The organism is Streptomyces sp. NPDC046759 (assembly GCF_040645475.1).
GTDB lineage: Bacteria > Actinomycetota > Actinomycetes > Streptomycetales > Streptomycetaceae > Streptomyces.
Window position 1 is genome coordinate 53,979 of record NZ_JBEYYJ010000019.1, and the last position, 20,911, is coordinate 74,889.

Annotated in this window: 25 protein-coding genes; 6 read left to right on the top strand and 19 right to left on the bottom strand. The window is 72.1% G+C overall.

Translation table 11 applies throughout. The annotated features are described in order from the left end of the window. Positions 1 to 26: 26 nt before the first annotated feature. From ABZ919_RS24600 to ABZ919_RS24635, 8 genes are all read right to left on the bottom strand, one after another. The gene (locus ABZ919_RS24600; RefSeq protein WP_361251589.1) at positions 27 to 800 is read right to left on the bottom strand and encodes a thioredoxin domain-containing protein; all 774 of its coding nucleotides are present in this window, start codon (positions 798 to 800) and stop codon (positions 27 to 29) included. A 110-nt stretch (positions 801 to 910) separates the two neighbouring features. Beyond that, positions 911 to 1,729: a tryptophan synthase subunit alpha gene (trpA, locus tag ABZ919_RS24605; protein WP_361251592.1), complete on the bottom strand. Its 819-nt coding sequence runs from the start codon at positions 1,727 to 1,729 to the stop codon at positions 911 to 913. Next, positions 1,726 to 3,009, bottom strand: coding sequence for a tryptophan synthase subunit beta (gene trpB / locus ABZ919_RS24610; protein WP_361251595.1), 1,284 nt, complete (start codon positions 3,007 to 3,009; stop codon positions 1,726 to 1,728). Before trpB ends, trpA begins: the two co-directional genes overlap by 4 nt. Positions 3,010 to 3,080: 71 nt before the next feature. Next, positions 3,081 to 3,287 (bottom strand): hypothetical protein, encoded by a 207-nt coding sequence (locus ABZ919_RS24615; protein ID WP_361251598.1) that lies wholly within the window; start codon positions 3,285 to 3,287, stop codon positions 3,081 to 3,083. 20 nt (positions 3,288 to 3,307) lie between these two features. Then, positions 3,308 to 4,117, bottom strand: a complete 810-nt coding sequence (gene trpC / locus ABZ919_RS24620; protein WP_361251600.1) for an indole-3-glycerol phosphate synthase TrpC — start codon at positions 4,115 to 4,117, stop codon at positions 3,308 to 3,310. A gap of 134 nt (positions 4,118 to 4,251) precedes the next feature. Further along, positions 4,252 to 4,644: a DUF2752 domain-containing protein gene (locus tag ABZ919_RS24625; RefSeq protein ID WP_361251891.1), complete on the bottom strand. Its 393-nt coding sequence runs from the start codon at positions 4,642 to 4,644 to the stop codon at positions 4,252 to 4,254. Between the two features lie 222 nt (positions 4,645 to 4,866). Next, positions 4,867 to 5,127: an HGxxPAAW family protein gene (locus tag ABZ919_RS24630; protein ID WP_361251603.1), complete on the bottom strand. Its 261-nt coding sequence runs from the start codon at positions 5,125 to 5,127 to the stop codon at positions 4,867 to 4,869. Between the two features lie 170 nt (positions 5,128 to 5,297). Beyond that, entirely contained in the window at positions 5,298 to 5,936 is a 639-nt protein-coding gene (locus ABZ919_RS24635; RefSeq protein WP_361251606.1) for a TIGR02234 family membrane protein, read from the bottom strand. Positions 5,937 to 6,197: 261 nt separating this feature from the next. Between ABZ919_RS24635 and ABZ919_RS24640 the strand changes: the two genes are divergently transcribed. Then, complete coding sequence (locus ABZ919_RS24640; RefSeq protein WP_361251609.1) at positions 6,198 to 7,409, top strand: S53 family peptidase; 1,212 nt, start codon at positions 6,198 to 6,200, stop codon at positions 7,407 to 7,409. A 6-nt stretch (positions 7,410 to 7,415) separates the two neighbouring features. Here the strand turns inward: ABZ919_RS24640 and ABZ919_RS24645 are convergent, their stop codons facing one another. After that, positions 7,416 to 8,894: an anthranilate synthase component I gene (locus ABZ919_RS24645; RefSeq protein WP_361251612.1), complete on the bottom strand. Its 1,479-nt coding sequence runs from the start codon at positions 8,892 to 8,894 to the stop codon at positions 7,416 to 7,418. An 11-nt stretch (positions 8,895 to 8,905) separates the two neighbouring features. After that, positions 8,906 to 9,358 (bottom strand): phosphoribosyl-AMP cyclohydrolase, encoded by a 453-nt coding sequence (gene hisI, locus ABZ919_RS24650; protein ID WP_361251615.1) that lies wholly within the window; start codon positions 9,356 to 9,358, stop codon positions 8,906 to 8,908. An 83-nt stretch (positions 9,359 to 9,441) separates the two neighbouring features. Here hisI and ABZ919_RS24655 point away from each other — a divergent pair, with 83 nt between their 5' ends. After that, entirely contained in the window at positions 9,442 to 10,077 is a 636-nt protein-coding gene (locus ABZ919_RS24655) for a TIGR03085 family metal-binding protein (protein WP_361251618.1), read from the top strand. Between the two features lie 182 nt (positions 10,078 to 10,259). Here the strand turns inward: ABZ919_RS24655 and hisF are convergent, their stop codons facing one another. The 8 genes from hisF to hisD are packed head-to-tail and all read right to left on the bottom strand — an operon-like array spanning position 10,260 to position 15,977. After that, complete coding sequence (hisF, locus tag ABZ919_RS24660; protein WP_361251620.1) at positions 10,260 to 11,015, bottom strand: imidazole glycerol phosphate synthase subunit HisF; 756 nt, start codon at positions 11,013 to 11,015, stop codon at positions 10,260 to 10,262. Positions 11,016 to 11,021: 6 nt separating this feature from the next. Beyond that, positions 11,022 to 11,417, bottom strand: coding sequence for a RidA family protein (locus ABZ919_RS24665; RefSeq protein WP_361251622.1), 396 nt, complete (start codon positions 11,415 to 11,417; stop codon positions 11,022 to 11,024). Further along, positions 11,414 to 12,139, bottom strand: a complete 726-nt coding sequence (gene priA / locus ABZ919_RS24670; protein ID WP_361251625.1) for a bifunctional 1-(5-phosphoribosyl)-5-((5-phosphoribosylamino)methylideneamino)imidazole-4-carboxamide isomerase/phosphoribosylanthranilate isomerase PriA — start codon at positions 12,137 to 12,139, stop codon at positions 11,414 to 11,416. Before priA ends, ABZ919_RS24665 begins: the two co-directional genes overlap by 4 nt. 3 nt (positions 12,140 to 12,142) lie before the next feature. Continuing rightward, entirely contained in the window at positions 12,143 to 12,793 is a 651-nt protein-coding gene (gene hisH, locus ABZ919_RS24675) for an imidazole glycerol phosphate synthase subunit HisH (protein WP_361251627.1), read from the bottom strand. Then, entirely contained in the window at positions 12,784 to 12,948 is a 165-nt protein-coding gene (locus ABZ919_RS24680) for a hypothetical protein (RefSeq protein ID WP_361251629.1), read from the bottom strand. The genes hisH and ABZ919_RS24680 overlap by 10 nt, the downstream gene beginning before the upstream one ends. A 4-nt stretch (positions 12,949 to 12,952) precedes the next feature. Beyond that, positions 12,953 to 13,546: an imidazoleglycerol-phosphate dehydratase HisB gene (gene hisB, locus ABZ919_RS24685; protein ID WP_361251632.1), complete on the bottom strand. Its 594-nt coding sequence runs from the start codon at positions 13,544 to 13,546 to the stop codon at positions 12,953 to 12,955. Beyond that, positions 13,543 to 14,655, bottom strand: coding sequence for a histidinol-phosphate transaminase (locus ABZ919_RS24690; RefSeq protein WP_361251635.1), 1,113 nt, complete (start codon positions 14,653 to 14,655; stop codon positions 13,543 to 13,545). Before ABZ919_RS24690 ends, hisB begins: the two co-directional genes overlap by 4 nt. Then, positions 14,652 to 15,977, bottom strand: a complete 1,326-nt coding sequence (gene hisD / locus ABZ919_RS24695) for a histidinol dehydrogenase (protein WP_361251638.1) — start codon at positions 15,975 to 15,977, stop codon at positions 14,652 to 14,654. The genes ABZ919_RS24690 and hisD overlap by 4 nt, the downstream gene beginning before the upstream one ends. 173 nt (positions 15,978 to 16,150) lie before the next feature. Between hisD and ABZ919_RS24700 the strand changes: the two genes are divergently transcribed. The 4 genes from ABZ919_RS24700 to ybaK all read left to right on the top strand — a co-directional run bounded on the left by ABZ919_RS24700 (position 16,151) and on the right by ybaK (position 20,227). Then, entirely contained in the window at positions 16,151 to 17,728 is a 1,578-nt protein-coding gene (locus tag ABZ919_RS24700; protein WP_361251642.1) for an oxidoreductase, read from the top strand. Positions 17,729 to 17,866: 138 nt separating this feature from the next. Beyond that, complete coding sequence (locus ABZ919_RS24705) at positions 17,867 to 18,928, top strand: hypothetical protein (RefSeq protein ID WP_361251644.1); 1,062 nt, start codon at positions 17,867 to 17,869, stop codon at positions 18,926 to 18,928. A gap of 11 nt (positions 18,929 to 18,939) precedes the next feature. After that, positions 18,940 to 19,680 (top strand): LON peptidase substrate-binding domain-containing protein, encoded by a 741-nt coding sequence (locus ABZ919_RS24710; protein ID WP_361251647.1) that lies wholly within the window; start codon positions 18,940 to 18,942, stop codon positions 19,678 to 19,680. A 43-nt stretch (positions 19,681 to 19,723) separates the two neighbouring features. Next, positions 19,724 to 20,227, top strand: coding sequence for a Cys-tRNA(Pro) deacylase (gene ybaK, locus ABZ919_RS24715; protein WP_361251650.1), 504 nt, complete (start codon positions 19,724 to 19,726; stop codon positions 20,225 to 20,227). 41 nt (positions 20,228 to 20,268) lie between these two features. On the opposite strand, the gene ABZ919_RS24720 is transcribed toward ybaK, so the two are convergent. After that, positions 20,269 to 20,892 carry an AAA family ATPase gene (locus ABZ919_RS24720; protein WP_361251652.1) on the bottom strand — a complete coding sequence of 208 codons (624 nt, stop codon included), beginning with the start codon at positions 20,890 to 20,892 and terminating at the stop codon, positions 20,269 to 20,271. Between the last annotated feature and the right edge of the window lie 19 nt (positions 20,893 to 20,911).

The following is a 20,911-nucleotide window of genomic DNA, read 5'->3' on the forward strand; positions in this document are numbered from 1 at the left end:
AAAAACCGGCGGCCGAGTGAAGGTCCTCACCCGCGGTCGGCCGCCTCGACCATCTGCTTGAGCTTGGCCGGGGTCATGGTCTGGTCCTCGTAGATGTTCTTGCCGTTGAGCAGGACGGTGGGCGTGCCGGTGAAGCCGCCGCGCTGGAAGGCCTTGTGGGACTTGTCGACCCAGCTGTCGTGGGTGCCGTCCTTGACGCACTTCTGGAAGGCGGGCGTGTCCAGACCGGGGACCTTGCCGGCCAGCTCGATCAGCTTGGCGTTGTCGGCGAACGCGTCGTCGGTCTCCTTGGGCTGGTTCGCGTACAGCACGTCGTGGTACTCGCGGAACTTTCCGGCGTCCTGGGCGCAGGCCGCGGCGTTGGCTCCGCGCAGGGAGCCGGTGCCGTGGAGGTTGCCGTCGATCAGCCGGACCAGGTGGTACTGGATCCTGAGCTTGCCGGAGTCGGCCAGTTGGTGGAGCGTCGGGCGGTAGGCGACCTCGAAGGCCTGGCAGGCCGGGCAGCGGACGTCCTCCCAGATGGTGAGCGTCGACCTGGCGTTGTCCTTGCCGACCGGGACGGCGAGGCTGTCCTTGCCCTGCGCGCCCGAGGGCGCCACCACCGGGCCCGCCTTTTCGCCGCCCTTCTTGCCGGCGTTCGCGGCGATCACGCCGATCACCGCCGCAAGGCCCAGGACGCAGACGATGCTCGCCCCCACGATCAGCGTGCGCCGCCGCTTGTCCGCGGCCTTCTGCTTCTCGCGCTCGACCGCCAGCCGCTCCCGGGCGGTGCGCTTTCCGTCATGGTTCTTCTCGCTCACACCCCCAGAACGAACCGGGGAGGCGCAGCGCGCCTCCCCGGCCCGAGGTCCACTCGTTCGAGTGACCGAATATTCTGAGCGAATTTTCCGACAGGGGCAGTGACCTGCGGTCACGCCTGGCCGCGTACGCCCTTCGCCAGCTCCTCGGCCAGCTCGCGGACCGCCTCGAGGCCCGCCGCGTGGTCGGGTGCGTCCAGCATCCGCTTCACGAAGGCGGAGCCGACGATGACGCCGTCGGCGAAGCCGGCGACCTCGGCGGCCTGCGCCTGGTTGGAGACGCCGAGTCCCACGCAGACGGGCAGGCCGGTGCCGGTCGCGCGGGTGCGTCCGACCAGGTTCTGGGCCTGCGCGCCGACGGATTCGCGGGTGCCGGTGACACCCATCAGCGAGGCCGCGTAGACGAAGCCGCTGCCCGCCGCGGTGATCTGGGCGAGCCGCTCGTCCTTGCTGCTCGGCGCCACGACGAAAACGGTCGCGAGGCCGTGCTTGTCGGCGTGCTCCCGCCACAGCGCCGACTCCTGGACGGGCAGGTCGGGCAGGATGCAGCCGGCACCGCCCGCCTCGGCCAGCTCCGCGGTGAAACGCTCGACGCCGTAGCGGTCGATGGGGTTCCAGTAGGTCATGACGAGCACGGGCTTGCCGGTCGCCTCGTACGTCTCACGGACCGTGCGCATCACGTCGGCGATCTTGACGCCGCCGCGCAGTGCGATGTCGTCGGCGGTCTGGATGACCGGGCCGTCGAGGACGGGGTCGCTGTGCGGCAGCCCCACCTCCACCACGTCCGCCCCGCCCTCGAAGACGGCGTTGATCGCCTGGATGCCGCCGTCCACCGTCGGGAACCCGGCCGGGAGGTAGGCGATGAGCGCGGACCGGCCCTCGGCCTTCGCCCTCGCGAGGGTGTCGGTCAGCAGCTGGATGTTCCCGGTCACTTGGCGTCCCCCTCGATCTCGGCGGTGTCGGCTTGGTCCGCGGCCACCTCGGCGTCGGTGTCGTACAGGCCGAAGTAGCGGGCGGCGGTGTCCATGTCCTTGTCGCCGCGGCCGGACAGGTTGACGACGATCAGGCCGTCCCTGCCGAGCTCCTTGCCGACCTCCAGGGCGCCGGCGAGGGCGTGGGCGCTCTCGATGGCCGGGATGATGCCCTCGGTGCGGGACAGCAGACGCAGGGCCTGCATGGCCGCGTCGTCCGTGATCGCGCGGTACTCACCGCGGCCCGAGTCCTTGAGGTACGAGTGCTCGGGGCCGATGCCCGGGTAGTCCAGGCCCGCCGAGATCGAGTACGGCTCGGTGATCTGGCCTTCCTCGTCCTGCAGCACGTAGGAACGGGAGCCGTGCAGGATGCCGGGCTCGCCCGCGGTCAGGGTGGCCGCGTGCTCGCCGGTCTCGATGCCGTGTCCCGCCGGCTCGCAGCCGATGAGGCGGACGCCCTCGTCGGGGATGAAGGCGTGGAAGAGGCCGATGGCGTTGGAGCCGCCGCCGACGCAGGCGACGGCGGCGTCGGGAAGGCGCCCGGCGCGTTCCAGCAGCTGCCGCCGTGCCTCCACACCGATCACGCGGTGGAAGTCGCGCACCATGGCCGGGAACGGGTGCGGGCCGGCGACGGTCCCGAACAGATAGTGGGTGTACTCCACGTTGGCGACCCAGTCGCGGAACGCCTCGTTGATGGCGTCCTTCAGGGTGCGGCTGCCGGACTTCACGGCGATGACCTCGGCGCCGAGCATGCGCATGCGGGCCACGTTCAGGGCCTGGCGCTTGGTGTCGACCTCGCCCATGTAGATGGTGCAGTCGAGGCCGAACAGCGCGCAGGCGGTGGCGGTGGCGACGCCGTGCTGGCCGGCGCCCGTCTCGGCGATGACCCGGGTCTTGCCCATCCTCTTGGTGAGCAGGGCCTGGCCGAGGACGTTGTTGATCTTGTGGGAGCCGGTGTGGTTGAGGTCCTCGCGCTTGAGGAACACCCGGGCACCGCCGGCGTGTTCGGCGAACCTCGGCACCTCGGTCAGGGAACTGGGCCGGCCGGTGTAGTGGACGAGCAGGTCGTCGAGTTCGCGGGCGAACTCGGGGTCGGCCTTGGCCTTGTCGTACTCGACGGCGACCTCGTCCACGGCGGCGACGAGGGCCTCCGGGATGAACTTGCCGCCGAAGACGCCGAAATAGCCTTCGGCGGTGGGGACTTGCCCCTCGGGGTCAGGGAAGAAGAAATCGCTGGGCATGCCGGAACCTCACGGTGAGTGCGTGTGAAAAGACACTGTTTCGCCGTGGGGGCGGAGTTCGGTGGACGACCTCAGGCCGTGTGCGGCCGGTCGCGCAGTTCCCCGCGCCCCTGCAGGGCGCGCTGCCATCGGCGTCCGTTCACCTGTCCCGGCTCGTCACCGATGACATAGCGCACGCGACGGCCGTGCACGCGCCGCGCCGGCGCACGGCAGCCCCGCGGCCGGCAGCCCCGCGCCAGGCGGGCGTACCGGTCGACGGTCGTCACGGTGAGAGTCATCGGTGTCAGCCTACCGGCGCTCAGCCCCGCCCGTGCCGCAGCGCGGGGTGCTCGCCCGCGGCGACCAGGTCGGAGACGGCGGTCCTGGGGTCGCGGCCGGTGACCAGGGACTCGCCGACGAGCACCGCGTCGGCGCCCGCGTTGGCGTAGGCGATCAAGTCGTGCGGGCCGCGGACGCCGGACTCGGCGACCTTGACGAGGTGGTCCGGGATCTCCGGCGCGACCCGCTCGAACGTGCCGCGGTCCACCTCGAGCGTCTTCAGGTTGCGCGCGTTGACGCCGATGACCTTGGCGCCCGCGTCCACGGCCCGCTCGACCTCGTCCTCGTCGTGCACCTCGACCAGCGGGGTCAGGCCGATCGACACCGCACGCTCGATCAGCGACTCCAGGGCCGGCTGGTCCAGGGCGGCCACGATCAGCAGCGCGAGGTCGGCGCCGTACGCCCGGGCCTCCCACAGCTGGTAGGAGGTGACGATGAAGTCCTTGCGGAGCACCGGGATGTCCACGCGCGCGCGCACGGCCTCCAGATCGGCCAGCGAGCCGCCGAAGCGGCGCTGTTCGGTGAGGACGGAGATGACGGCCGCGCCGCCCGCCTCGTAGTCCGCTGCCAGCCCGGCCGGGTCGGCGATCGCGGCCAACGCGCCCTTGGAGGGGCTGGAGCGCTTGACCTCGCAGATCACCTTGACGCCGTCGCCCTTGAGCGCGGCCACCCCGTCCTTGGCGGCGGGGGCCTTGGCCGCGCGCTCCTTGAGCTCGTCGAGGCTGACGCGTGCCTGCCGCTCCGCGAGGTCGGCACGGACTCCGTCGATGATCTCGTCGAGCACACTCACGCGAGCGGCCCCCTTTCAGACGGTGGTTCCTTCAGGTTGTGAAAACCTGTGGTCATAGCGATGGTATCCGGAGGAACGGGGAGCTCTCGCATCCGGTGGACGCCGGTCCCACTACCTGGACGTTCCCCCTTCGGTCAAGGGTGCAGCCAACCACCCGACGGCAGGTTGCGCAGGACCGTGAACACCAGCAGCAGTGCGCCGGTCACCCACAGCTGCGCGGGCCTGGGGGCCAGCCTCACCGGCCGGCCCCGCACGACCCGGACCACCCATACGAACCACAGCACCGCGAAGCCCAGGTAGGCGGCCACGCCCGGCGCGTTGTCGCGCAGGGCGGCGAGGAAGTCGCCGTGGACGAAGGCGTGGGCGCTGCGCAGCCCGCCGCAGCCGGGGCAGTACAGGCCGGTGAGCCGGTACAGCGGGCAGACGGGGTAGTGACCCGGTTGGTCCGGGTCGACGGCGCCGACGTACGCGAAGGCGCCGGCGACGGCCGCGAGGAGCCCGGCCGGGACCGCCAGGCGCCGCCACAGGGGGTCGGCGGGGGCGGTGGCCGGGGTGGCGTACGGGACGGTCTGCGGGACCGGCGCGGGCGCCGGGGACGCGTCGTTCACACGATCATTGTCCCCTCCCGGCCGGTCTCGCGCGCGCCGGTCACCGGACGGGTGCGGTCGCGCGGAATCCCCCGCACACGGCGAGGGGCGGCCCGGGCCCTCTGCGGGTGCCGGGCCGCCCCTCGCGGAAGCGGTGTGCGCTCAGCCCTCGACGCCGGCCGGCTCGCGGGTCGCGGTGGGCGCCCCGGCCACCACGAGCGGCTTCGGGGTGTGGCCGAGTCCCATGGCGCGCATGATGCCGCCGACCACGGCTCCGAGGAGGGTCAGCGCGATGCCGGCCCAGAAGCCGACCGGCTGGGCCATCACCAGGAAGGCGCCGGCGACGCAGAAACCGATGAAGGAAATGATGACACCGGTCCAGGCGGCCGGGGTGTGACCGTGGCCGTGGCTGCTGCCCGCCATGTCTGTGCTCCTCGTTGCTGTGTACGTGTCCCAGGAGAGCGGCGTACGTGTCGTACGGCTCCGAGCTCGCCCGTCACTGTCCGAGCCGGACGCTCGTCCTCCATTGTCCCGTACCCCGGCGCGTGCCGGACGCTCGGGTGGCGTCTGTTTCGCCACACCCGGGCCGACGATCAGGCGCCGGTCGGGTCCTCGCCGCGGTCCAGGGCCTTCCAGATCTCCTCGGGCCGCTCCGGGTCGGCCGGCCGGGCCTTGCGGCGCGGGCGGTCGGTGCCGCGTTCGTAGCGGCCCGACATGGCGGGCCACCGGCTGCCGTAGCGCAGCGCCAGCAGGCCCGCCAGGAGGATCAGCGCCCCGCCGGCGGCCGCGACGTAGGGCCAGCCGGTGTGGCTGAGCGCGGCCACGGTGGCGGAGGTGTCGCCGCTCGCCTGGGCGGCCTTCTCGTCCAGCGCGGAGCTGTCGGAGGCGGCGACGAGGGCGGCGGCGACGATGCCGGCGCCGGACAGCGCGAGCAGCCCGGCGACCAGCAGCCGGCCGGCCCGGCGGACGGCGAAGACGGCGACGAGCGCGGCGAGGCCCACTATGGCGAGGGCCGCGGGGACGCCCGTGACGTCGCTGCCCTTGACGGTGAGCGGGAACGCTCCGCCGGCCACCGTCGCGGTGCCCTCAGCCCAGCGCTGCCGGGTCGCGAGCAGCGCGACGGCCGCGCCGAGCGCGCCGCACAGGAGGGCCACGGCGAGGGTCCGCCGGCCGGACCGGGCGGACCCGGCGGCTTCGGTACGGGGGTGAGGTACGGCAGTCACGTACCCCACTATCGCCTGAACCCCGGGCGAACCGTCACCCAGGGGTGGGTCAAGCCGTGGGCTCATCGACTTTCGGCCATGACTGTCTCAGGAAGCACACATGCACTCCCAAGGAACGGCAAAGAAACGATCCGTGTTCAACTTTCTTCTTGTTGACGTGCTCAAGACATCCGTACCTTCTGCTCGGCCCAGGCGCGCACCCCGCGCCCCGGTCGTACCGCGCACCCCCCACAGCCCTTCCCGGTTCACCCACCACGCGGAGGACGTACGTTGCGCAGAACCGTTTCCCTCACCGCTGTCGCCACCCTCGCGACGGCAGCACTCGCCCTGGCCGCCCCGGCCGGCCAGGCCGCAGCCACCTCGTCCCACGGCGTCACCGTGGCTCACGCCTGCGGCGCCCCGACGAAGAAGGACCAGATGGCCTGCAACGCCCTGCAGGTCACGTCGGGCACCCCGATGTCAGCGCACGCCGAGAGCGATCTGACGGCCGCCGCCACTCCCTCCGGCTACGGCCCCGTCTCCCTCCAGGCGGCGTACAACCTGCCCTCGGCGAGCGGCGGTTCGGGCCAGACGGTGGCGATCGTCGACGCCTACGACGACCCGAGCGCCGAGTCCGACCTCGCCGTCTACCGCTCCCAGTACGGCCTGTCCGCCTGCACCACGGCCAACGGCTGCTTCAAGAAGGTGGCCCAGAACGGCGGCACCAAGTACCCGCGCGGCAACTCCGGCTGGGCCGAGGAGATCTCCCTCGACCTCGACATGGTCAGCGCGGCCTGCCCGAACTGCAAGATCCTGCTGGTGGAGGCGAGTTCCCCCAGCATGACCAACCTGGGCACGGCCGTGAACACCGCCGTCAGCCTGGGCGCGAAGTTCGTCTCCAACAGCTACGGCGGCTCCGAGTCCTCCAGCGACGCGACGTACGACTCCAGCTACTTCAACCACCCGGGCGTCGCCATCACCGTCTCCTCCGGTGACAACGGCTACGGCGTCGAGTACCCGGCGGCCTCCAAGTACGTGACGGCGGTGGGCGGTACGTCCCTGAAGACGGCCTCCGACGCGCGCGGCTGGACCGACACGGTGTGGAACGGCGCGGGCTCCGGCTGCTCCACCTACGACGCCAAGCCCACCTGGCAGAAGGACTCCGGCTGCGCGAACCGTACGGTCGCGGACGTCTCGGCGGTCGCCGACCCCAACACCGGTGTCGCCGTGTACGACACCTACGGCCAGGGCACCGGCTGGATGGTCTTCGGCGGCACGAGCGCCTCCTCCCCGCTGATCGCGGCGACCTACGCGCTGGCCGGCACCCCGTCCGCCGGCTCCTACCCGGCATCCTTCCCGTACGCGCACACGTCCTCGCTGAACGACGTCACCAGCGGCTCCAACGGCAGCTGCGGAGGCTCGTACCTGTGCACCGGCACCACCGGGTACGACGGGCCGTCGGGGCTCGGCACCCCGAACGGCACCGCCGCGTTCACGGGTTGAACCTCCCTATGAGGTGAGCCGGTTTGCCGTGTTCACCGCGCGGAGCACCGCCGCCGCCTTGTTGCGGCACTCCTGGTCCTCCGCCTCCGGGTCGGAGTCGGCGACGATGCCGGCTCCGGCCTGGACGTAGGCCGTGCCGTCGCGCAGCAGGGCGGTACGGATGGCGATCGCGGTGTCGGAGTCGCCGGCGAAGTCCAGGTAGCCGACGCAGCCGCCGTACAGGCCGCGGCGGGACGGCTCCAGCTCGTCGATGATCTGCATCGCGCGCGGCTTGGGTGCGCCGGACAGCGTGCCCGCCGGGAAGCAGGCGGTGAGCACGTCGAAGGCCGTGCGGCCCTCGGCCACCTTGCCGGTGACGGTCGAGACGATGTGCATCACGTGCGAGTAGCGCTCGATCGACATGAAGTCGACCACCTCGACCGAGCCGGGCTCGCAGACCCGGCCGAGGTCGTTGCGGCCGAGGTCGACGAGCATCAGGTGCTCGGCGCGCTCCTTGGGGTCGGCCATCAGCTCCTCGGCGAGGGTCTGGTCCTCCTGCGGGGTGGCCCCGCGGGGCCGGGTGCCGGCGATGGGGTGGACCATCGCGCGCCCGTCCTCGACCTTCACCAGCGCCTCGGGGGACGAGCCGACGACGTCGAAGCCGTCGAACCGGAACAGGTACATGTACGGGGACGGGTTCGTGGCCCGCAGCACCCGGTAGACGTCCAGGGCGCCGGCGCTGCACGGGGTCTCGAAGCGCTGGGACGGCACGACCTGGAAGGCCTCGCCCGCGCGGATGCGCTCCTTGATGTCCTCGACGGCCACCTTGAAGTCCGGGCCGCCCCACAGCGCGGTGTACTCCGGCAGCTCCGAGGGCGGCAGGACGGCCGGGGGCTGGGCGACCGGGCGCGTGAGGTCGGCCTCCATGGCGTCCAGGCGGGCCACGGCGTCGGCGTAGGCCTCGTCCACGCCGGTGTCGAGGTCGTTGTGGTTGATCGCGTTGGCGATCAGCAGGACCGAGCCCTCCCAGTGGTCCATGACGGCGAGGTCGCTGGTCAGGAGCATGGTCAGCTCGGGCAGCCGCAGGTCGTCTCGCTCACCGGGGCCGATCTTCTCCAGACGGCGGACGATGTCGTAGCCGAGGTAGCCGACCATGCCGCCGGTGAAGGGCGGCAGGCCGTCCTGGTGCGGCGTGTGCAGGGCCTGCAGGGTGGCGCGCAGGGCCTTGAGGGGGTCGCCGTCGACCGGTACGCCGACCGGCGGGGTGCCCAGCCAGTGGGCCTGTCCGCCGCGCTCCGTCAGTGTCCCCGCGGAGCGGACGCCGACGAAGGAGTACCGGGACCAGGAGCGGCCGTTCTCCGCGGACTCCAGCAGGAAGGTGCCGGGGCGCTCGGCGGCCAGTTTGCGGTAGAGCGCGACCGGGGTGTCGCCGTCGGCGAGGAGCTTGCGCGTCACCGGGATGACGCGGCGGTCGGTGGCGAGCTTGCGGAAGGTCTCGAGGTCCATGGCGGCCGACCTTACTGATCCGTCGCCGCGGCGGCGGAACCGGCGTCCTTGAGCAGCACGTCCTCGTCGAAGCAGGTGCGCGCTCCGGTGTGGCAGGCCGCACCCACCTGGTCGACCTTGACCAGGACGGTGTCGGCGTCGCAGTCGAGGGCGACCGACTTCACCCACTGGAAGTGACCCGACGTGTCGCCCTTGACCCAGTACTCCCGGCGGCTGCGCGACCAGTAGGTGCAGCGGCCGGTGGTGAGCGTGCGGTGCAGGGCCTCGTCGTCCATCCAGCCGAGCATGAGCACCTCACCGGTGTCGTACTGCTGGGCGATGGCGGGCAGGAGACCGTCGGCGCTGCGCTTGAGGCGGGCGGCGATCTCCGGGTCGAGGCTGCTGGGGGGAACACTGCGGCGCGCAGCGCCTCGATCGGGGGCGGTGGTCGGGCGACGGGCGGGAGTCCCGTTCGTACTGGTCATGGGTGCCATTGTGCCGCGCGGGCACGACAGTGACGGTGCCGTGTCCACTGCACGGATTCGGCGCATGGTCGTAGGCTGACTCCATGTCGACCTTCGCCAAGCGTGAACGGCTTCTTCTCGCCGACCTCTTGGAAACCGTGGGTCCGGACGCCGAGACCCTCTGCGAGGGCTGGCGGGCCCGGGACCTTGCCGCGCATGTGATCGTGCGCGAACGCCGCCCGGACGCGGCCGGGGGCCAGCTGATCAAGCAGCTCGCACCGCGTCTGGAGAAGGTGATGGCCGAGTACTGCGCGAAGCCGTACGAGGAGCTGATCCAGCTGATCCGGACCGGCCCCCCGCGCTTCTCGCCGTTCCAGCTCAAGCAGGTCGACGAGGCGGCCAACATCGTCGAGTTCTACATCCACACCGAGGACGTGCGCCGGGCCCAGCCGGACTGGACCCCGCGCGAGCTGGACGCCGTCTTCCAGGACGCCCTGTGGTCCCGGCTGGAGCGCAGCGCGCGGCTGGTGGCCCGGGGTGTGCCGACGGGACTGGTGCTGCGCCGCCCGGACGGGCAGACGGCGGTGGCGCACCGGGGCGCCCCGGTGGTGACGGTGACCGGTGAACCCTCTGAGCTGCTGATGTTCGCGTTCGGCCGGCAGGACGCGGCCCATGTGGAGGTGGACGGCGAGGCGGACGCGATCACCAAGTTGCACGACTCCAAGCAGCTGGGCATCTGACCACCCGAACGGAGCACCCGGTTCACCCGGACGGGCACGGAAGACGGCCGCAGAGCACGGCCGAGCGGGGGCCTCGGAAGCAGGAGGCACCGCGCGGCCGCGGAAGCGGAGAGCTCGTCCAGGTGGAGAGCTCGTCCAGGTGGAGAGCTCGTCCAAGGGGCACCGGTACGCGCGCAGCCGTACTAGCGGACGGGGTGCCCCGCCTCCCGCAGCGTCTGCTTCACCTCGCCGATGCGCAGGTCGCCGAAGTGGAACACGGACGCCGCCAGCACCGCGTCGGCGCCCGCCGCGACGGCCGGCGGGAAGTCGGCCAGCTTGCCGGCGCCGCCCGAGGCGATCACCGGGACGGTGACGTGCGTGCGGACGGCCGCGATCATCTCCAGGTCGTAGCCGTCCTTGGTGCCGTCCGCGTCCATCGAGTTCAGCAGGATCTCACCGGCGCCCAGCTCGGCGGCCTGGTGCGCCCACTCCACGGCGTCGATGCCGGTACCACGCCGGCCGCCGTGCGTGGTCACCTCGAAGGAACCCGACTCGGTGCGACGTGCGTCGACCGACAGCACCAGGACCTGGCGGCCGAAGCGCTCGGCGATCTCGCGGATCAGCTCGGGCCGGGCGATCGCGGCGGTGTTCACGCCCACCTTGTCGGCGCCCGCACGCAGCAGCTTGTCCACGTCCTCGGCCGTACGGACGCCGCCGCCGACCGTCAGCGGGATGAACACCTGCTCGGCGGTGCGGCGCACCACGTCGTACGTCGTCTCCCGGTTGCCCGAGGACGCGGTGATGTCCAGGAACGTCAGCTCGTCGGCGCCCTCGGCGTCGTACACCTTCGCCATCTCGACCGGGTCGCCCGCGTCGCGCAGGTTCTGGAAGTTGACGCCCTTGACGACCCGGCCGTCGTCCACGTCCAGGCAGGGGATGACTCGGACCGCCAGGGTCATGACTGCTCAGGCTCCTCTGAATGCTTCAAGCTCTACTTCGACCAGGATGCGCGGATCGACGAAGCCCTCGACCACGAGCAGGGTCGAGCACGGGCGCACGGAGTCGAACAGCTCCTTGTGGGCCCGTCCCACCTCGTCGACGTCGCGCACATGGCTCAGGAACATACGGGTGCGGATCACGGACTCGATGCCGAGCCCGAACTCCTTCAGCGCTTCGAGGGCGTTGCCGAAGGCGACCTTGGTCTGCTCGTAGGGGTCGCCCTCGCCGTACAGCACCGTGCCCTTGAAGGACGTGGTGCCCCCGACGGACACCCGGTCCCCCGCCGCGACGGCGCGCGCGAACCCGAAACTCTCTTCCCAGGGACTTCCGCTCTGCACGCGCCGTACGGCATCGGACGTCATGACGACACAGCCTCCAAGGCCTCTTCCAGGGTGAACGCCTTCGCGTACAGGGCCTTCCCGATGATGGAGCCCTCGACACCGAGGGGTACCAGCTCGGCGATGGCACGCAGGTCGTCCAGGGACGACACGCCGCCGGAGGCCACGACCGGGCGGTCCGTGACCGCGCACACGTTCTTCAGCAGCCCGAGGTTCGGGCCCTGGAGGGTGCCGTCCTTGGCGATGTCGGTGACGACGTAGCGGGCGCACCCCTCCTTGTCGAGGCGCTCCAGCGTCTCGTAGAGGTCGCCGCCGTCGCGGGTCCAGCCGCGGCCGCGCAGGGTGGTGCCGCGCACGTCCAGGCCGACCGCGATCTTGTCACCGTGCTCGGCGATGACCTTGGCGACCCACTCGGGGGTCTCCAGGGCGGCCGTGCCGAGGTTGACGCGGGTGCAGCCGGTGGCCAGGGCGGCGGCCAGGGAGGCGTCGTCGCGGATGCCGCCGGACAGCTCCACCTTGATGTCCATCGCCCTTGCGACCCCGGCGATCAGCTCACGGTTGTCGCCGGTGCCGAAGGCCGCGTCCAGGTCGACCAGGTGCAGCCACTCGGCGCCCGAACGCTGCCAGGCGAGCGCGGCCTCGAGGGGGGAGCCGTAGGAGGTCTCGGTCCCGGACTCGCCGTGCACGAGGCGGACGGCCTGGCCGTCGCGGACGTCGACGGCGGGAAGGAGTTCGAGCTTGGCCATGGTCTACAGGGTTCCGATCCAGTTGGTGAGGAGCTGGGCGCCGGCGTCGCCGGACTTCTCGGGGTGGAACTGGGTGGCCCACAGGGCGCCGTTCTCCACGGCGGCCACGAACGGCTTGCCGTGCGTCGACCAGGTCACCTTGGGAGCCGTGATCAGCGGGTTGTGCGTCTCCAGCGCCCAGTCGTGGACGGCGTAGGAGTGCACGAAGTAGAAGCGGGCGTCGGCGTCCAGCCCGGCGAACAGCTCGGAGTCGGCGGGGGCGTCCACGGTGTTCCAGCCCATGTGGGGCACGACGTCCGCCTGGAGCGGGGCGACCGTGCCGGGCCACTCGTCCAGCCCCTCGGCCTCCACCCCGTGCTCGATGCCGCGCGCGAAGAGGATCTGCATGCCGACGCAGATGCCCATCACCGGGCGTCCGCCGGACAACCGCCGGTCGACGACCCAGTCGCCCCGGGCGGCGCGCAGGCCCTGCATACAGGCGGCGAACGCGCCGACCCCCGGCACCAGCAGGCCGTCGGCGTTCATCGCCTTGTCGAAGTCGCGCGTGATCTCGACGTCGGCGCCCACGCGCGCGAGGGCGCGTTCGGCGGACCGGACGTTGCCGAAGCCGTAGTCGAAGACCACGACCTTCTTGCTGCCGTTGCTCAATTCCACACCCCCAGCCGCATGACGCCCGCCACGAGGCACAGGCCCGCGCCGATGGAGAGCAGCACGATCAGGCTCGTGGGCATCTTCTGCTTCACGAAGGAGACGATGCCGCCGACCAGGAAGAGGCCGACGACGATCAGCAGGGTGGAGAGGCTGTTCATGGGTCTACAGCGCGCCCTTCGTGGAGGGGAGGATGCCGGCCGCGCGCGGGTCGCGCTCGGACGCGTACCGCAGCGCCCGGGCCAGCGCCTTGAACTGGCACTCCACGATGTGGTGCGCGTTGCGTCCGTACGGCACGTGCACGTGCAGCGCGACCTGCGCCTGGGCGACGAAGGACTCCAGGATGTGCCGGGTCATCGTGGTGTCGTACTCGCCGATCATCGGCGCCATGTTCTCGGGCTCGGTGTGCACGAGGTACGGGCGGCCGGACAGGTCCACCGTCACCTGGGCGAGGGACTCGTCCAGCGGGACGGTGCAGTTGCCGAAGCGGTAGATCCCCACCTTGTCGCCGAGCGCCTGCCTGAAGGCGGCGCCGAGCGCGAGGGCGGTGTCCTCGATGGTGTGGTGGGAGTCGATGTGCAGGTCGCCGTCGGTCTTCACGGTCAGGTCGAACAGTCCGTGCCGGCCGAGCTGGTCGAGCATGTGGTCGTAGAAGCCGACGCCGGTGGCGATGTCGGTCCGGCCGGTGCCGTCGAGGTCTATCTCGACGAGCACCGAGGTCTCCTTGGTGATGCGCTCCACGCGTCCCACGCGGCTCATGAACCCTGCTCCTTCTTCAACTCACGGACCGCGTCGAGGAACGCGTCGTTCTCCTCCGGGGTGCCGGCGGACACCCGCAGCCACCCCGGTACGCCGTTGTCCCGGACCAGGACGCCCCGGTCGAGGATCCTCTGCCAGGCGGCGTGGGCGTCGGCGAATCGCCCGAACTGCACGAAGTTCGCGTCCGACGCGGTGACCTCGTAGCCGATCGCGCGCAGCTCGGCGACCAGCCGGTCCCGCTCCGACTTCAGCTGCTCGACGTAGCCCAGCAGCGTGTCGGTGTGCTCCAGGGCGGCCAGGGCGGTCGCCTGGGTGACCGCCGAGAGGTGGTACGGCAGCCGGACGAGCTGGACGGCGTCCACGACCGCCGGGTCGGCCGCGAGATAGCCGAGGCGCAGGCCCGCCGCGCCGAACGCCTTGGACATCGTCCGGGAGATCACCAGGTGCGGGCGGCCCGCCAGCAGCGGCAGCAGCGAGTCGCCGTGGCTGAACTCGACGTACGCCTCGTCCACGATCACCATCGACGGCTTGGCCGCCTGCGCCGCCCGGTACAGCGCGAGGACCGTCTCGGGCGGGACCGCGTTGCCGGTGGGGTTGTTGGGGGTGGTGATGAAGACGACGTCCGGCCTGTGCTCGGCGATGGCCCGCTCGGCCGCCGCCGGGTCGATGGTGAAGTCCTCGTTGCGCGGCCCGGAGATCCAGCCGGTGCCGGTGCCGCGCGCGATGAGCGCGTGCATCGAGTACGACGGCTCGAAGCCGATCGCCGTCCGGCCGGGCCCGCCGAAGGTCTGCAGCAGCTGCTGGATGACCTCGTTGGAGCCGTTCGCGGCCCACACGTTCTCGATCCCGAGGGGATGCCTGCCGGTCTTCGTCAGGTACTTGGCCAGCTCGGTGCGCAGCTGGACGGCGTCCCGGTCGGGGTAGCGGTTCAGGTCGCGGGCGGCCTCGCGCACCCGCTCGGCGATCCGCTCGACCAGCGGCTCGGGCAGCGGGTAGGGGTTCTCGTTGGTGTTCAGCCGTACGGGGACGTCCAACTGGGGCGCGCCGTAAGGGGACTTGCCGCGCAGCTCGTCCCGTACGGGAAGATCGTCGATCCTCACGTCGCTCACTTGCTCTCGGGTACCTTCCAGCCGAACCTCGCCTTGATCGCCGCGCCGTGCGCCGGCAGATCCTCCGCCTCCGCGAGCGTCACCACGTGATGCGCGACCTCGGCGAGCGCGTCCTTCGTGTAGTCGACGATGTGGATGCCGCGCAGGAAGGACTGGACGGACAGGCCCGAGGAGTGGCAGGCGCAGCCGCCGGTGGGCAGGACGTGGTTGGACCCGGCCGCGTAGTCGCCGAGCGAGACGGGCGCCCAGGGGCCGATGAAGATCGCGCCGGCGTTCTTCACCCGGTCGGCCACCGCGGCCGCGTCGGCGGTCTGGATCTCCAGGTGCTCGGCGCCGTACGCGTCGACCACCCGCAGGCCCTCCTCGATGCCGTCGACCAGCACGATCGCGGACTGCCTGCCCTTGAGCGCGGGCACGATCCGGTCCTCGACGTGCTTGGTGGCCGCGACCTGCGGCTGAAGCTCCTTGTCCACCGCTTCCGCCAGTTCGACGGAGTCGGTGACCAGCACGGCCGCCGCGAGCGGGTCGTGCTCGGCCTGGCTGATCAGGTCGGAGGCCACGTGCACCGGGTCGGCGGTGTCGTCCGCGAGGATCGCGATCTCGGTCGGACCGGCCTCCGCGTCGATGCCGATCCTGCCGGTGAAGAAGCGCTTGGCGGCGGCGACCCAGATGTTGCCGGGGCCGGTGACCATGTTGGCCGGCGGACAGGACTCGGTGCCGTACGCGAACATCGCGACGGCGGTGGCGCCGCCGGCCGCGTAGACCTCGTCCACGCCGAGCAGCGCGCACGCGGCGAGGATCGTCGGGTGCGGGAGCCCGCCGAACTCCGCCTGCGGCGGGGAGGCGAGCGCGATGGACTGGACGCCGGCCTCCTGGGCCGGTACGGCGTTCATGATCACGGACGAGGGGTAGACCGAGCGGCCGCCCGGCGCGTACAGCCCGACGCGCTCGACCGGAACCCACTTCTCGGTCACCGAGCCGCCCGGCACGACCTGGGTGGTGTGCGTGCCGCGGCGCTGCGCGCGGTGGACCAGGCGGGCGCGGCGGATGGACTCCTCCAGCGCGGCGCGCACGGCCGGGTCGAGGTCCGCCAGCGCGTCGGTGAGCGCCCGGGCCGGGACGCGGACGGATTCCAGCCGTACTCCGTCGAACCTCTCGGCGAAGTCGATCAGCGCCGCGTCGCCACGATGGTGCACGGCCTCGCAGATCGGGCGCACCTTCTCCAGGGCGGCCCGAACGTCGAAGTCGGCTCGGGGCAGCAGGTCGCGCAGGGCGAGGCCCTCGGGAAGGGCGTCACCGCGCAGATCGATTCGGGAGATCACAGTCCCAATTCTCTCAGACCGCCGTCGCCGATCGTCGGCGCGTATCAATGGCTGATACAGAACGTGGCCGAACTCGGAAGATCGCCTTCACTTCGGGTGTTCCAGCCGTCACTCAGCGGGCATGAACGGCTGTACGAAAGCACGGGAGTGCACGGGACCAGGAGAGGACCGAGGTGACCGAGGGGGCCGGCATCGGCACCGGGGAACTGCCGGACGCGCTGACCGCGGCCGAGGCAGGCATGTGGCAGGCCTTCCGCAACGGCAGCGTGTACGACCTGAGCTGCGGTGACGCCGTCGTGGACGATCCGCACGGAGGCCATCCCTGGGGCCCGGAGCGCACGGTGCGGGCGCGGATCGTGGCCTGGCTGCTGCTCGACGGCCCGCCCGCGCTCGCCGGCCGGGTGTCCGCGCTCAAGCTCGCCGGTGTGCGGATCACCGGCACGCTGGACCTCTCGGGCGGCACCGTACGGCCGTACGCCGAGCTGCGCGGCTGCCGCTTCGACGAGGAGGTCCTGCTGCCGGAGGCCCGGTTCACGACGTTGCGCATGCTGGACTGCGCGGTGCCCCGGCTGGAGGCGGCCCGCGTGCACACCGAGGGCGACCTGCACCTGGCGCGCTGCCGCTTCCAGAACGGCGTCCGGCTGACGGACGCCCACATCGGCACCGACCTGATGCTCAACCAGGCGGTGGTCCACCGCGACCGCAGCGGCCGGTCGATCTCGGCGGACGGCATGGCCGTGGCCCAGGACCTCCAGGCGGAGATGCTCCAGTCGCACGGCGAGCTGCGGCTGCGCGGCGCGAAGGTCGGCGTGTCGCTCAGCCTGCGCGGCGCGACCCTGGACAACCCCTACTCCCGCTACGCCCTGAACGCCCCGCAGCTGACCGTCGAACGCACCCTGTACCTCACCCCGGCCGGCGTGGGCAGCCCGCTGCTGAGCGGCACGACACCCGCGCGCGGGACGCGGATCCAGCGCTTCGAGTGCCGGGGCGGCATACGTCTGGACGACGGGCGCTTCGGGGACGCCGTCGACCTGGAGCGGGCCCGGTTCACCCTGACCGACGACCAGGAGCTGTCACTGCGCCGGGTGCACGCCTCGGAGCTGCGCTTCCTCGGGGACAGGCCGCAGCGCGGGAAGGTGGTGCTGTCCGGCGCCCGGATCGTCAGCCTGGTGGACCGGGCGGCGAGCTGGCCGGGCCCCGGCAACCTGCACATGAGCGGCTTCGTGTACGAGAACCTCGTCCCGCGGGGCCCCTTCCCGCTGACCGGCCGCCTGGACTGGGTGGCGGCGGCGACGGCGGAGTACGCCCCGGAGCCGTACGAGCGGCTGGCGGCGGTGCTCCGGGCGGCCGGGGAGGACGAGGACGCGCGGGAGGTGCTCCTCGCCAAACAGCGTCACCGCCGCGAGACGCTGCCGCCGGCCGCGAAGGTCTGGGGCTACGTGCAGGACTGGACCGTGGCCTACGGCTACCGCCCCGGCCGGGCCGCGGTGTGGATGGCGGTGCTGTGGGCGGCGGGGACGCTGGCCTTCGCGCACGCCGGCCATCCGCCGGTGAGCCGCGACAGCCATCCGTACTGGAGCCCGGCCCTGTTCACGCTGGATCTGCTGCTGCCGGTGATCGACCTCGGCCAGGCCGGCCAGTGGCAGCTGTGCGGCGGCTGGCAGTGGCTGGCGGCCGTGATGATCCTGCTCGGCTGGATCCTGGCGACGACGGTGGCGGCGGGGGCGACACGATTGCTGCGGCGCAGCTGAGGCACGGGGGCGGCGCCTCAGGAAGCACACGGCCCTCAAAAGTTGAACGGTCACCTTTACCCGTCCTTGACCGTCCGCCGTACAACTTTCCATGACTTGTCCCAACCCTCTGGCGCAGCGCCGACCTGCGGACTTTCAATGGTCGGCACCATGGCTCTGCTCCCGTCGTTCATCCGCCCGAGCCGGATGACCAAACGCTCCGCGCGCCTGGCCGGCCGACCGCCGGCCGGGGACGAGGTCGTTCTCGACGCGCCCGACGACCGCCTCTCGCCCGCGCTGGTCTCGGCCGGCCGGGGCGAGCACGACGCCGCGGCGGGCCTGCTGAGCGCCACCCGCTCCGCCGCGGCCTGGGAGAACCACGACCGGTACGTACGCGGCCTCGCCGCCTTCGCCCGCTCGCGCTCCGAGTGGTTCGAGTCCTGGCGCGCGACGGCCCCCCAGGACCCCGGAGCCCTGCTGGTCGGGGCCCAGCTGGCGGTGGACCGGGCCTGGCCCTCACCGGCCCGCGCCGAGCTGCTGCGCGAGGTGAGCCCGCTGATCACCGCCGCCGCCCGCGCCGACGACCGCGACCCGGTGCCCTGGCGGATCGCGCTGGACCACGCGCGCGGCTCGCGGGCCGGCCACCGGTACTTCGAGGAGCTGTGGGAGGCGGCGGTCCGGCGCGCCCCGCACCACTACGGCTGCCATGTGGCCGCGCTGCGCTACCTGGCCGCCTTCCGGCACGGTTCCCACCTCGCGTGCTTCGACTTCGCCGACCGGGCCGCACAGGACGCACCGGCCGACTCGCTCGTCCAGGCCCTGCCGGCCCGTGCCGCCTTCGGCTTCCTTACCGCCGGCGGCGGTTCCGAGATCCCGCGCGCGCGGCTGGACGCCGCGGCCGACCGGGCGCTCGAGCTCTCCGCCCGCTTCCCCGCTGCCGACCCGTGGCCCGCCCAGATCCGCAACAAGCTCCTGTACGTCCTCGTCCGCCTGGGCCGCTGGCAGGACGCCCGCGGCCAACTGGACCTGATCGGCCCGTGCGCCACGTCCTTCCCGTGGGAGCGGTTCTCCGACGATCCGCTCGGCCACTTCCTGCGCCTGCGCGAGCACCTGCTGGCCGCGGGGCGCGGGCCCGTCCCCGCGGGCCTCGCCGGCCTGTCGGCCGCGTCCCTGATCCCCCTCGGCGACAGCGGCGGACACACACACGCCGCCGACCACTAGGCTGGGGCGTCGTGACCACCGTCCGTCTCCCGCTCTTCCCGCTGAACACAGTGCTGTTCCCGGGTCTCGTGCTGCCGCTCAACGTCTTCGAGGAGCGCTACCGCGCCATGATGCGCGAGTTGCTCAAGACACCGGAGGACGAGCCGCGCCGGTTCGCCGTCGTGGCCATCCGCGACGGCCACGAGGTGGCGCCGAGCGCCCCCGGCATGCCGGACCCCACGGCACAGCCCGAACGGGGACCGGCCGCGGGCTTCGGCCCGGACCCCCTCAAGGCCTTCCACGGGGTGGCCTGCGTGGCGGACGCGGCGACCATACGGGAGCGGGCCGACGGCACGTTCGAGGTGCTGGCGACCGGCACCACCCGGGTGCGGCTGCTCTCCGTCGACACCTCCGGCCCGTTCCTGACGGCGGAACTGGAGCCGCTGCCGGAGGAGCCGGGCGACGAGGCGGGCGCGCTGGCCGAGGGCGTGCTGCGCTCCTTCCGCCAGTACCAGAAGCGCCTGGCGGGCGCCCGCGAGCGCTCGCTGTCCACCGGTGCCGAGCTGCCGGACGACCCGGGCGTGGTGTCCTACCTGGTGGCCGCCGCGATGGTGCTCGACACCCCGACCAAGCAGCGGCTGCTGCAGGCGCCCGACACCGCGTCCCGCCTGCGCGACGAGCTGAAACTCCTTCGCTCCGAGACGGCCGTCATCCGTAGTCTTCCGTCGCTGCCCGCGTTCGAGCTGACCCGGGCGCCGACGAGCCTGAACTGAGAGAAGACGGCCGAAGACGGCTGAGGAAGACGCGCGGAGAAGGATGCCCAGGAAGTCGAAGAAGCAGCAGCAGTCCGGCGGCACCCCCGCGACGGTCGCCCTGTCGTCGTCGGGCGTGGACTTCACGGTCCACTCCTACGACCACGACCCCGCCCACCCCTCCTACGGCGAGGAGGCGGCCGAGGCGATGGGCGTCTCCCCCGACCGCGTCTTCAAGACCCTGGTCGCGGACGTCGACGGCGCCCTGACCGTGGCGGTGGTACCGGTGTCCGGTTCCCTGGACCTGAAGGCCCTCGCGGCGGCGGTGGGCGGCAAGCGGGCGACCATGGCCGACCCGACGCTGGCGGAGCGGACGACCGGATACGTGCGGGGCGGCATCTCGCCGCTCGGCCAGCGGAAGAAGCTGCCGACGGTGCTGGACGACTCGGCGAAGGCGCACGGAACGATCTGCGTGTCGGCGGGGCGGCGGGGCCTCGAGGTGGAGCTGGCGCCGGCGGACCTGGCGAAGCTCACCAACGCGGTGCTGGCGCCGATCGGGCGCGGCTGACGCAAAAGCCCCGAACGGGGGCAAGGGGGCGCAGCCCCCGGTCACTGCAGCTCGGGATCCCGCGGCCCGAACAACGCCGTGAGCCCGAGGTGCACCACCAACGCCCCCAACGGCCAGGCCAGCAACGCGCCCTTCGCGCCGAGTTTCAGCGGCGCCGAGAAGGTGACGCCCTTCCCCACGTGCTTGGCCTGCGCCAGCACGTCGGACGACGGCCCGAGCCACACGCCCAACCGCCAGGCCAGCAGCGACCCGAGCAGCGCGCCGAGTCCCAGCGCCACGACGACCGGCACGCCCCCGCGCCGGCGCAGCAGGAAGACGACGACCGCGCTGACGACTCCGAGGCCCAGCCCCAACAGGGTGAACGTGCCGTCCACGCCGACGGCCTGCTCGCCCTCGCTGTCCTTGAGGTAGACGACCCAGCTCTTGTCTATCTCGTCGCCGACCAGCGGCACATGCGGCGCCAGCCACCACCACAGCAGCCCGAGAAGCACCCCGCCCAGGGCCACGGCCACCGTGATCACGGCGGCGTCCCGCACTTCCGTCCTCATCCCGGGGCCGTCCTGTTCGTACCCCGCGTCCGGTGCCCCGGCAGGCGGCGGCGCCTGCCGGGCCTGGTGCGAGGAGTGGTCGTGCGGTGGCGGTGGCGGAGTCAGCGGTGCGGTCACCCTGACATCGTGCCAGGTC

What these genes read in the sequence shown, in the direction of transcription:
- priA (WP_361251625.1), bottom strand. Translation starts at nt 12,139, where the DNA reads ATGGCCAAGCTCGAACTCCTTCCCGCCGTCGACGTCCGCGACGGCCAG.
- ABZ919_RS24630 (WP_361251603.1), bottom strand. Translation starts at nt 5,127, where the DNA reads ATGGCGGGCAGCAGCCACGGCCACGGTCACACCCCGGCCGCCTGGACC.
- hisB (WP_361251632.1), bottom strand. Translation starts at nt 13,546, where the DNA reads ATGAGCCGCGTGGGACGCGTGGAGCGCATCACCAAGGAGACCTCGGTG.
- ybaK (WP_361251650.1), top strand. Translation starts at nt 19,724, where the DNA reads ATGCCCAGGAAGTCGAAGAAGCAGCAGCAGTCCGGCGGCACCCCCGCG.
- trpB (WP_361251595.1), bottom strand. Translation starts at nt 3,009, where the DNA reads ATGCCCAGCGATTTCTTCTTCCCTGACCCCGAGGGGCAAGTCCCCACC.
- ABZ919_RS24680 (WP_361251629.1), bottom strand. Translation starts at nt 12,948, where the DNA reads ATGAACAGCCTCTCCACCCTGCTGATCGTCGTCGGCCTCTTCCTGGTC.
- ABZ919_RS24705 (WP_361251644.1), top strand. Translation starts at nt 17,867, where the DNA reads ATGGTCGGCACCATGGCTCTGCTCCCGTCGTTCATCCGCCCGAGCCGG.
- ABZ919_RS24615 (WP_361251598.1), bottom strand. Translation starts at nt 3,287, where the DNA reads ATGACTCTCACCGTGACGACCGTCGACCGGTACGCCCGCCTGGCGCGG.
- ABZ919_RS24665 (WP_361251622.1), bottom strand. Translation starts at nt 11,417, where the DNA reads ATGACGTCCGATGCCGTACGGCGCGTGCAGAGCGGAAGTCCCTGGGAA.
- ABZ919_RS24645 (WP_361251612.1), bottom strand. Translation starts at nt 8,894, where the DNA reads ATGGACCTCGAGACCTTCCGCAAGCTCGCCACCGACCGCCGCGTCATC.
- hisF (WP_361251620.1), bottom strand. Translation starts at nt 11,015, where the DNA reads ATGACCCTGGCGGTCCGAGTCATCCCCTGCCTGGACGTGGACGACGGC.
- ABZ919_RS24655 (WP_361251618.1), top strand. Translation starts at nt 9,442, where the DNA reads ATGTCGACCTTCGCCAAGCGTGAACGGCTTCTTCTCGCCGACCTCTTG.
- hisI (WP_361251615.1), bottom strand. Translation starts at nt 9,358, where the DNA reads ATGACCAGTACGAACGGGACTCCCGCCCGTCGCCCGACCACCGCCCCC.